The organism is Sphingobium sp. (assembly GCF_003248505.1).
Classification (GTDB): Bacteria; Pseudomonadota; Alphaproteobacteria; order Sphingomonadales; family Sphingomonadaceae; genus Sphingobium.
The window spans coordinates 45533-55272 of sequence record NZ_QFOA01000016.1 but is presented as its reverse complement, the minus strand read 5'-3'; the positions used below and the strand labels follow the sequence as shown (position 1 = coordinate 55272).

The window sequence follows — 9740 nt, the reverse complement described above, 5'->3', positions numbered from 1 at the left end:
AACACAATCCGCTCATTCATAGGAGCCGTTCCTGCACAAATACATATTACGAATGGATATGTATAAGGACATACGAACGACTTAAGCTTTTACGATCCACCCAGCGCCTATGTCGCCAGACAAACCGAGCCGCCGCCCACATGTCCCTTCATCAATCAACAATGTCAAAGAACCAACCGACAGGGAAAGGCGGACAACCATCCGCCCCCGATCCTTGCGTTCCGGGGGACTGGTGTCCGTCTATGTCAGCGACCGTCCCGTCAGCGCCTCGTTCAAGGCAGCGTCCCGTCCGGTGAAGCGGCATATATGGAGGGGTTCCGCGACCGTCAAACCCTTTTTGCAATTTTGTTTCAGAAATTTTGAAAGGTTCCGCGCTAGAGCCGACAGCCATGACGGATCGCAGCATTGAGAAGACCAGACGATGAGCCTTGCCGACGCCGACGCCAGCGACGCGGGATTTGGCGCGCGCATACGCAGCGCGATCTTCTGGCGGTCGGGCAGCCAGATCGTGTCCCAGGTGATCAGCTGGGGCGTGACGCTGGCCGTCATCCGCCTGCTCGATCCCGCCGATTACGGCCTGTTCGCGATGACCCAGGTGATCTTGAATTTCGCGACCTTCCTCAATGGCTACGGGCTGGTGAGCGCTCTGGTCCAGTCCGATTCGGTCGAGCCGCACCGGCTTCGTCAGGCCTTTGGCATCATGCTGCTGCTGAACGGTGCGCTGGCCCTGCTGCAACTGACGATCGCACCGCTGGCGGCTGACTATTACGACCAGCCGATGGTCGCGGACCTGCTGCGGGTGCAGGCACTGCTCTATCTGTCCACCCCCTTCATTTCCGTGCCCGAAGCGATCATGGGCCGGGCGCTGGATTTCAGGCGGCCTGCAATCGTCAACCTAATCGCGGCGGCGGCTTCGGCGGCAATGGCGTTGACGGGCGCGCTGTCGGGCTGGGGCGTATGGACGCTGATATGGGCCCCCATCACCGGATTCTGGGTGAAGGCGGCGGGCTATGTCATCGTGACGGGATTTCGCCCTGTGCCGAGCTTCGATTTCCGGGGAACCGGCGCGATGGTGACCTATGGCGCGTCCCTGCTGGGCGGCCAGTTGTTCTGGATCGTGCAGAGCCAAGCGGACATCTTCATCGGCGGGCGGACGCTGCCGCCGCATGAACTGGGCCTCTATGCCGAAGCGCTGTTCCTGACGCAGATTTTCGTCAGCAAGTTCGTGCCGCCGCTCAACGATGTCGCCTTTCCCGCCTATGCACGGATGCAAAAGGATGTGCGGCGTGTCGCCACGTCCTTCTGCAAGGCGGTGAAGCTGCTGTTGCTACTCACCTGCCCGGTCTATTTCGGCATGGCGGTGACGGCGCAGCCGCTGGTCGAGACGCTGTTCGGTGCGAAATGGCTGGAGATGGCGCCGTTCGTATCCATCCTGGCGCTGGCGATGCCGTTCATGACGCTTCAGGTGATGTTCGCGCCGGTCAGCAACGCGCTGGGCAGACCCGGCACGACCGCGCGAGTCGCAGCGGTAGGCGCGGTGGTGATGCCTATCGCTTTCCTCATCGGCATCCGATTCGGCGCGATCGGGCTGGCATGGGCCTGGCTCGCGGGCTTTCCTCTGCTGACGGCGGCGACGGTCAGGCTGGCAGGCGGGCCCATGGCGCTGCGCGCCGGCGATCTCATCCGGGCGGCGGCGCCGGGGGTGGGCTGTTCGATGCTGATGGCAGGCGTGGTGATGGCGCTGGGACAGATGCTGCCCCCCCTGCCCGCACCCGTGCGGCTCGGCATTCTTGTGCCGGCGGGCGGACTGGCGTTCCTTGCCGCGCTGTTGGTGTGCGCGCGCGGGACGCTAAGCGAACTGATCGCTCTGGTCGTCCGGCGCGCGCCGCCTGCCGCCAGCGCAGGCTGATTCGTGCCGTTCAGGCAGTCTGGATATAATCGCGCAGCGACGCCGCTTCCGATTCGATGGTATCGATGCGGAACTTCACCAGATCGCCGATCGAGATCATGCCGACCAGCCGCCCCTCGGTCACCACCGGCAGATGCCGGATGCGCCGCTTCGTCATCAGCGACAGGCCGTGCAGCACGGGCGTGCATTCGTCGATGACGATGGCGGGAGTCGTCATCACTTCGCCGATCGTATGGTCGAACGCGGATGCGCCATCGCGCGCGACGCGGTGGATGAAGTCCCGCTCCGAAAAGATGCCGACGACCTGCCCGTCCTCCACCACCGGGACGCAGCCGATCCGCCGGTCCGCCAGCAGGCGCACGACGGCCAGCACGCTGTCGCCGGGACCGACCTGGATCACGTCGCTTCCCTTGCGCTGCAAAATCGCCGCGATGGTCATGGCTGCTCTCCTATATTGTTTCGATCCCCTTATCGGGACTTGATGATCCCACTTTCGCGCCCCAATGAAAAGAGATGACGCGCAGAGAAGCTCTCGACGATCCGGCGATCGCGGCCACCGCTTGGGCGCGGTTTCGCCGCATCATGGCGTGGATGGCACTGGGCGGCGCGCTGTGCGTAGGACTGGCGCTGCTCTTCCTATACTGGCGGGCGGGGCAGTTGCCTGTCCACATGGTCATTGCGACGGTGCTGGGCGTGTGGCTGACCTTCATGCTGGGGACGGGGCTGATGGCGCTTGTGTTCCTATCGAGCGGGACCGGGCATGACGAACAGGTGATGGACAGGTTGAAGGAAGAGGTACCGCTGGATGACTGAACAACGGGGCGAGGCAATGTTGCGGGTGATGCCGCATCTGACCGACATCAACACCAACGGCCATATTTTTGGCGGATGGGTATTAAGCCAGATGGATATCGCCGGGGGCATCGTTGCGCACCGGATCGCGCAAGGCCCGGTCGCGACGGTCGCGATCGAGGGGATGAAATTCATCAGTCCCATCCTGCTGGGCGATATCGTATCCGTCTACGCGGTCGAAGAACGACGCGGGCGGACATCGCTGGCGATCCGGATCGAAGTGGTTGCGACGCGCGGCAGCAGACAGGAGGAGGTGCCGGTAACGAGCGGCGTCTACACTTTCGTCGCGCTGGACGAAAATCAGAGACCACGCCCCCTGCCCGCCTGAGGCGCAGCCGGGCGACGAACTATCCGTGCGTCACGGCGCTGCGTTGCCAGACAAGGCGCATGAAAAAGGGGACGGCCATCGACTGGCCGTCCCCTTTTTGCGTTCCGTCGAAGGCGGAGATTATTCGGCGGCTTCGGCCGCAGCGGCGCGGCGGGGGCGACCGCGCTTCTTGGGCGCTTCCGCTTCGACCGATGCGTCGGCGTCATTGTCCGCGCGACCGATGGCGGGCGGCAGGATCGCGGCATCGAACCCGTCCGCCGCTTCGGCAGGCGCGGGCGTCTTGCGCGGGCGACCGCGACGCGGGCGGGGCGCTTCGCCCTCCGCTTCCGGCGCGGGAGCGGGGGCGGGGGCCGCTTGGGCTACCGGCTGCGGCGCGGGCGCGGGTTCGGCGGGCGTTCCAGCGGGGCCTTCCGCGCCCATTTCCAGCGCGGGCGCACCGTCCTGCGGCCCGAACCGGTCGCGGCGGTTACGGTCGCGGCGGTTGGAGCGGCCATCGTCGCGACGTTCGCGCTGATCGTCGTTCCGGCGATCCTGATCGCGGGCCTGCTGTTCGCGGCCCTGGTCGCGCGGTGCGCGATCCTGAAACGAGGCGCGATCCTGCGCCGAAGCGTCGACACGGAAATCGTCGCTCGAATCGTCCGTTCCGTCAAAGTCGTCGGCATCGTCGTCGTAATTGTCGTCGCGCGGACGGAAGCGCTGCTGCTGCTCTTCCTGGCGTGCGCGATTGTCGGCAAGAACGCGGAAATAATGGTCGGCGAACTGAAGATAATATTCGGCGTTCACCCGGTCGCCTGCCATCTGCGCGTCGCGGGCCATATTCTTGTATTTTTCAAGAAGCTGGGCCGCGTTGCCGCGCGAGCGGTTGTCGATGCGGTTGCCATTGTCGCCGCCACCCCGGTTATTGCCGTTGGGACGTCCGTTATTGTTGTTCCGGCCCCGATTGCGGCGGCCGGCCTGCCGATTGTTGATCAAGACATGATCCTTGCGTTCGCTTTGTCAAAATTCACTGAAAACACCGTTCAGTCGCCATCCCTACGCATGGCCCGCCCCAGGAGGCCGGATATAGCTCCGCCACGGCGTGACCGTTCCCGGCCATTCCCCGACCGCCAGCGGCGCCTGCGCAGCGAGCGCCGTCATGACTTTTAGGAGCTTGGAAAACGGCCTTTTCCTTCAATGGCCTGTCAGACCATGTCGCCAGATAAACCGTCTCTTTCGCAGATGTAGTGGCTTTTATACTATAAACCAAGCCATTTTCGCGCTTTCCTGCTTTCATGACGCGCTTTTCATCTTAGGACCGGGTGACGAGCAGACAGCGATCGCGCTGACCCAGATCCTGTCGCACCGCCGATCGCAACCCCTGCGCGGCGACGAGCGCGGCGACGCTGTTCGCCTGGCGGTGGCCGATTTCGATCGCCGCACAGCCGCCCGACGCGATCAGGCGCGGGAGGTCGGGAACGATGCGCCGATAATCGTCCAGCCCGTCCGCACCGGCGAAAAGGGCGGACGGCGGATCGTGCAGCACGTCGCCGTCTAGCGGCTCTTCGGTGCCGATATAGGGCGGGTTGATGAGGAGCAGGTCGAACGCGCCGTCCAGCCCCGCCGCCCAGTCGCCCGGCTGGAAGCGGGCGCGCCCCGCCAGCCCCAGCCGTTCGGCATTGCCCTGCGCAACCGTCAGCGCAGCGGGCGACGCATCGACGCCGATCCCGCGCGCGCGCGGCCATTCGCTCAGCGCCGCGAGCAGCAGCGCCCCCGACCCGGTGCCCAGGTCGAGAATGCGCGCAGGCCCCGATGCACCGAAATACGCTATCGCCGCTTCGATCAACGTTTCGCTGTCGGGACGCGGGATCAGGACATCGGGCGTGACGGCGAGGGTGATCGTCCAGAAGTCGCGCGTGCCCAGAATATGGGCGACCGGCTCGCCAGCGACGCGGCGGCGCACCAGCGCGTCGAAACCCTGCGGCACCGCAAGATCGCGCTGGCGCAGCAGCATGTCGGCGCGGGACAGGCCCAGCGCGTGGGCCATCAGCAGTTCGGCGTCGAGGCGGGGCGTATCGCCTGCGACAGCGATGTGGACAGCTGCGGCGCGAATCGCGTCGGGAACGCTCACCCCACTCCGTCCAGCTGGGCGAGGCGTGCGGCCTCATCCTCCGCCACCAGCGCGTCGATGACTTCGGCAAGGCCGGGGCCTTCCAGAATTTCGGGCAGGCGGTGGAGCGTCAGGTTGATGCGGTGGTCGGTGACGCGTCCCTGCGGGAAATTATAGGTGCGGATGCGTTCGGAACGGTCGCCCGATCCCACCATCGCCTTGCGTGCGCCTGCCTGTTCGCTCTGCGTGCGTTCCCGCTCGGCTTCGTAGAGCCGGGCGCGCAGCACCTGCATCGCCTTCGCCTTGTTCTTATGCTGGGACCGCTCGTCCTGCTGGGTGACGACGATGCCCGAGGGAAGGTGCGTGATGCGCACCGCCGAATCGGTGGTGTTGACGTGCTGCCCGCCCGCGCCAGACGCACGGTAGATGTCGATCTTAAGGTCGGAATCGGCGATCTGCACGTCGACTTCCTCCGGTTCGGGCAGGATGGCGACGGTGGCGGCGCTGGTATGGATGCGCCCGCCGCTTTCGGTGACGGGCACGCGCTGGACGCGGTGGACGCCGCTTTCGAACTTGAGCTTGGCAAACACGCCGGTGCCGTTGATGGACGCGACCACTTCCTTGAAGCCGCCCTGTTCGGACGCATTGGCGGACAGGAGTTCGAGCTTCCATCCCTGCGCGTCGGCGTATCGCTGATACATGCGGAAAAGGTCGCCGGCAAAAAGCGCGGCTTCGTCGCCCCCGGTGCCAGCCCGGATTTCCAGCATTGCGGGGCGCGCGTCGGCGGAATCGCGGGGCAGGAGTTGCAGCGCCAGCGCACGTTCGGCGGCGGGAAGCTGCCCCTTGAGCAGCAGCATCTCCTCCTGCGCCATTTCGCGCATCAGCGGGTCGGCTTCCTCCCCCCCGGTCATCGCTTCGAGCGCGGCGAGTTCCTGCCGCAACCGCCGCAATTCCCGCGCGGCGACGGCGACCGGCTCGATCTCGGCATATTCCTTGGACAGTTTGACGAACGCATCGGCCGGCAGGTCGGCACGCGTCATCGACGCCTGCACCTCATCCCGGCGCGCCTCGATCTGCGCGATGCGTTCGGCGGAAATGTGCATTAGAAGCGGCTCGGCACCAATACGTGCAGGTCAGGCCGAAAAGTCAGTCGCTCAAGGTAATCGCCCAGCGTAACCTGACATTCGGGAGAAAACCAGTTTATCACCTGCTCTTCAATATCTTTGTAGCGTTCCGGCTGACCCTTCGGGCCAATCTTAACGTCGATATAAAACGAATGAGGGTCATCGTAGTGACCTGCATGAACCATAAGAATAATCGGCTTTCCCGCACTCCTTAGTTTCTCAAAAAGCTTTTTAGAGTTTCCTCTAAAGAAAGTGTTCACAGCTACATTTTTACGACGCAAGAACGTCGATGCTACATGCGCCGCGAGGCGGGCGTCATCATTGACTGCAACTACTGCAACTTCTGGTGCGTCAGAAAAATTTCCGTCCACCAGCATCGCCAGCCGTTCGATCCCCGCGGCCCAGCCGACCGCAGGCGTGCTCGGCCCGCCCAGATTCTCGATCAACCCGTCGTAGCGCCCGCCGCCCAGCACCGTGCCTTGCGCGCCGAGGCGGTCGGTCACGAATTCGAAGGCGGTGTGGCGGTAATAATCGAGGCCGCGCACAAGGCGGGCGTTGCGCTCCCACGCGACGCCCGCCGCGTCGAGGCCCGCCGTCACCTTTTCGAAGAAGGCGCGCGCTTCGTCGGTCAGATAGGCGTCGATGTCGGGCGCATTGTCGGCGATGGGGCGGTCGCGCGGGTCCTTGCTGTCCAGAATGCGCAGCGGGTTCTTCGCCAGTCGCGCCACGCTATCCTCCGACAGGTCGGCCCGATGCGCCTCGAAATGGGCGATCAGCGCCGCGCGCCAGCCTTCGCGGCTCTGCGCATCGCCCAGCGTGTTGAGCGTCAGCGTGACCCCGTCCGCAATCCCCAGTTCCTTGAGCAACTGGTCGGCCATGACCAGCAGTTCCACGTCCGCGCCCGGCTCGGCTGCGCCGATGATTTCGGCGTCGAGCTGGTGAAACTGACGGAAACGGCCTTTTTGCGGACGCTCGTAGCGGAAGAGGGGGCCGTGGGTCGCGACCTTGAGCGGCGCATATTGCTGCCAGCCCTCGGTGATATAGGCGCGGCTGATCCCGGCGGTGAATTCGGGGCGCAGCGTGATGCTGTCGCCGCCGCGATCCTCGAACGTGTACATTTCCTTGGACACGACATCGGTGCTTTCGCCGAGCGAGCGGGCGAATACCGCCGTCTGTTCGAACACCGGCACCTCGACCCGCTGGAAACCGTAGAGGCGGCGCACGCGATCGAAGGTCGCGACGACATGCGCGAACCGCTCCTGAAACGCGTCGGCGGTGCCGCCCAACATATCCTGCGTGCCGCGCACGGGTTTGGGAGTGCTCGGGCGCGGGGTTTCTTGTCTTGCCATGGGGCAGCGCCTTTAACGGTAAAGCAGCCCTATGGAAACGCGCTTTTTAGCGGCGTTCGCCATGCTCGAAGCAGGGGGGTGGACAAGGGGCCGTCGCCCGCGCCATGCTAGACGGCATAAGGCGCCCCGCCTCCATCATCCTGTCGGAGACCTCCATGATCCGCAGCCTTGCTGCCGCACTCTGCCTGTCCACGGGCCTGTCCGCCGTTCTCGCCTCGCCCCTGATGGCGCAGGATGCGATCCGTTCGAAGCCCGCCGCTCTGCCGGTGGACAGCGCCGCCCCTGCACCAAAGGACATCCCCTATCCGGGCGGCACCATCCGGCTGGAAGTCGACGCCAGCGATACCGTGCAGCGGATTTTCCGCGTGAAGGAAACGATCCCGGTCGCCGCCGCCGGCCCCATGACGCTGACAATGCCGCAATGGTTGCCCGGCAACCACGCGCCGCGCGGACAGATCGAAAAGCTGGCCGGCCTTACCTTCACCGCCAACGGACAGCCGGTGGCATGGAAGCGCGATCCGTTGAACGTCTACGCTTTCAAGATCGACGTCCCCCAGGGCGCGACCGAGGTGGTGGCGCAGTTCCAGTTCCTGTCCGCAACCGCAGGCAACCAGGGCCGCGTCGTCGTGACGCCCAAGATGCTCAACATCCAGTGGGAAAGCGTGTCGCTCTATCCCGCAGGCTATTTTACGCGGCAGATTCCGGTGCAGGCGACCGTCACCTATCCCGCCGGATGGCAGGCGGCGAGCGCACTGCGCGGCACGCGGCAGGGCAATGCCATCGCCTATGAGACGATCGATTACGAAGCGCTGCAGGATTCGCCGGTCTTTGCCGGACGCTATTTCAAGCCGGTCGACCTTGGCCACAACGTCACGCTCAACATCGTCGCCGACGATCCCGACGAGCTGGAATTCAAGCCCGAGCAGATCGCAAAGCACCGCAAGCTGGTGGACGAAGCGGGCGCGCTGTTCGGCACATATCATTTCAACCATTACGACTTCCTGCTCGCCATCACCGACGAAATGGGCGGGATTGGCCTCGAACATCATCGCAGTTCGGAAAATCAGGTCGAACCGGGCTATTTCAAAAGCTGGGACAAGGGCGACGCGCTGCTGGACCGCAACCTGTTGCCGCACGAATTCACGCATAGCTGGGACGGCAAGTTCCGCCGCCCCGACTTGCTCTGGACGCCCGACTTCACCGTGCCGATGCAGGACAATCTGCTGTGGGTCTATGAAGGACAGACGCAATTCTGGGGCTATGTGCTGGGCGCGCGGTCGGGGATGTTCACCAAGCAGGAAACGCTCGACGCCTATGCCCAGATCGCAGCCAAGCTGGACACGGCGGTCGGGCGCCAGTGGCGCCCCATGGAGGACACGACGCACGACCCGATCATCTCCGCCCGCCGACCCAAGGGCTGGCCGAGCTGGCAGCGGTCGGAGGATTATTACAACGAAGGCCTGATGATCTGGCTGGAAGCCGATGCGATCATCGCCAAGGCGACACGCGGCAAGAAGGGGCTGGACGATTTCGCCAAGGCCTTCTTCGGCATCAATCCGGGCGACTGGGGGCAGGTGGTCTACAATCGCGACGATGTCATCCGGACGCTGAACGGCATCGCGCCCTACGACTGGGCCGGGTTCTTCCGCAAATATGTGGACGAGCCGACACGCGAAACGCCCAAGGGCGGGTTCATCCTGGGCGGCTACAACCTCGTCTACGGCGAGGAACCCAACAGCATCACCAAGGCGGCGGAAGGCGCGAACAAGATGGTCGACCAGAGCTTCGGGCTGGGCGCGGTCGTCAAGAATGACGGCGAAGTCAGCAGCGTCATCTGGGACAGCGCAGCGTTCAAGGCGGGGCTGACGGTCGGGGCCAAGATCCTCGCGGTCAATGGCGACGAATTTTCGGGCGACGCCTGGAAAGCCGCCATCAAGGCGAAGGGGCCGATCCAGGTCATCCTCAAGCAGGACAAATACTACCGCACTTTGACCCTCGATTATTCCGGTGGCCTGCGCTATCCGCGCCTCGAAAAGACGGGCGCGGGCGAGGGCAGCCTCGATCGGTTGCTAAAGCCCAGGACATAATCGCT

9 protein-coding genes are annotated in these 9740 nt (G+C 64.4%); 4 read left to right on the top strand and 5 right to left on the bottom strand.

Annotated elements, in window-relative coordinates:
- Positions 1 to 421 precede the first annotated feature (421 nt).
- On the top strand, positions 422 to 1909 hold the full coding sequence (locus DI606_RS08325) for a lipopolysaccharide biosynthesis protein (protein WP_293981497.1): 1488 nt from the start codon (positions 422 to 424) through the stop codon (positions 1907 to 1909).
- 10 nt (positions 1910 to 1919) lie between these two features.
- Here the strand turns inward: DI606_RS08325 and DI606_RS08320 are convergent, their stop codons facing one another.
- Entirely contained in the window at positions 1920 to 2348 is a 429-nt protein-coding gene (locus tag DI606_RS08320) for a CBS domain-containing protein (RefSeq protein ID WP_293981494.1), read from the bottom strand.
- 74 nt (positions 2349 to 2422) lie between these two features.
- Here DI606_RS08320 and DI606_RS08315 point away from each other — a divergent pair, with 74 nt between their 5' ends.
- Positions 2423 to 2722, top strand: a complete 300-nt coding sequence (locus DI606_RS08315) for a hypothetical protein (RefSeq protein WP_293981493.1) — start codon at positions 2423 to 2425, stop codon at positions 2720 to 2722.
- A complete protein-coding gene (locus DI606_RS08310; RefSeq protein WP_293981490.1) occupies positions 2715 to 3089 on the top strand; it encodes a hotdog domain-containing protein in 375 nt (124 codons plus the stop codon). The genes DI606_RS08315 and DI606_RS08310 overlap by 8 nt, the downstream gene beginning before the upstream one ends.
- A 120-nt stretch (positions 3090 to 3209) precedes the next feature.
- On the opposite strand, the gene DI606_RS08305 is transcribed toward DI606_RS08310, so the two are convergent.
- From DI606_RS08305 to hisS, 4 genes are all read right to left on the bottom strand, one after another.
- A complete protein-coding gene (locus tag DI606_RS08305) occupies positions 3210 to 4061 on the bottom strand; it encodes a DUF4167 domain-containing protein (protein WP_293981487.1) in 852 nt (283 codons plus the stop codon).
- 316 nt (positions 4062 to 4377) lie between these two features.
- On the bottom strand, positions 4378 to 5196 hold the full coding sequence (prmC, locus tag DI606_RS08300; protein WP_293981485.1) for a peptide chain release factor N(5)-glutamine methyltransferase: 819 nt from the start codon (positions 5194 to 5196) through the stop codon (positions 4378 to 4380).
- Complete coding sequence (gene prfA / locus DI606_RS08295; protein ID WP_293981483.1) at positions 5193 to 6278, bottom strand: peptide chain release factor 1; 1086 nt, start codon at positions 6276 to 6278, stop codon at positions 5193 to 5195. Before prfA ends, prmC begins: the two co-directional genes overlap by 4 nt.
- Positions 6278 to 7648, bottom strand: a complete 1371-nt coding sequence (hisS, locus tag DI606_RS08290; RefSeq protein WP_293981481.1) for a histidine--tRNA ligase — start codon at positions 7646 to 7648, stop codon at positions 6278 to 6280. Before hisS ends, prfA begins: the two co-directional genes overlap by 1 nt.
- A gap of 155 nt (positions 7649 to 7803) precedes the next feature.
- Here hisS and DI606_RS08285 point away from each other — a divergent pair, with 155 nt between their 5' ends.
- Positions 7804 to 9735: a peptidase M61 gene (locus tag DI606_RS08285; protein ID WP_293981478.1), complete on the top strand. Its 1932-nt coding sequence runs from the start codon at positions 7804 to 7806 to the stop codon at positions 9733 to 9735.
- Positions 9736 to 9740 lie beyond the last annotated feature (5 nt).